The sequence below is a fragment of the Vibrio sp. 2130-1 genome (assembly GCF_033339515.1).
Genome location: NZ_JAWOUT010000471.1, coordinates 1 through 601, shown reverse-complemented (window position 1 = coordinate 601; position 601 = coordinate 1). Strand labels below are relative to the sequence as shown.

Annotated in this window: 1 protein-coding gene; it reads left to right on the top strand. The window is 44.8% G+C overall.

Annotation, left to right across the window (positions count from 1 at the left end):
- On the top strand, positions 1-601 hold a 601-nt coding region (locus R7Q09_RS26905), incomplete at both ends, for an ion transporter (protein ID WP_411913130.1).

The following is a 601-nucleotide window of genomic DNA, read 5'->3' as shown; positions in this document are numbered from 1 at the left end:
CGTCACTATATTTGGCACCCACACCAAAGCCGGCCGTGCTTTTGATATCGCGCTTATTATTGCCATCATCAGCTCATTAGCCGTTCTTGTTCTAGATTCCATTCCCTCGGTACGTGCTGAGTGGGCAAAAGAACTGAAGTACCTTGAATACACCTTCACCGGCCTGTTTACCATTGAGTACTTGCTACGTCTGTATTGCTCGCCAAAACCGGTGGCGTACGCAAAAAGTTTCTACGGTATTGTCGATCTGTTGGCGATCATCCCAACTTACTTAGTATTGTTCTTCCCATCCGCCTCTTTCATGGGCGTGATCAGAGCACTACGTGTGATGCGTATTTTTCGTATCTTGAAGTTGGTGAGGTACCTGCAAGAGTCCAACATTTTGTTGCGCTCATTACTAATGGCTCGCAGAAAGATCTTCATCTTCTTCACAACCGTCGCCATTTTAGTCACGATTTTCGGTTCATTGATTTTTATTGTTGAAGGGCCAGAAAACGGATTTACCAGTATTCCGAAAAGTATTTATTGGGCTATTGTGACCATAACCACCGTGGGATATGGAGATTTGGTTCCTCAAACTAACTTAGGTAAAGCGCTGGCA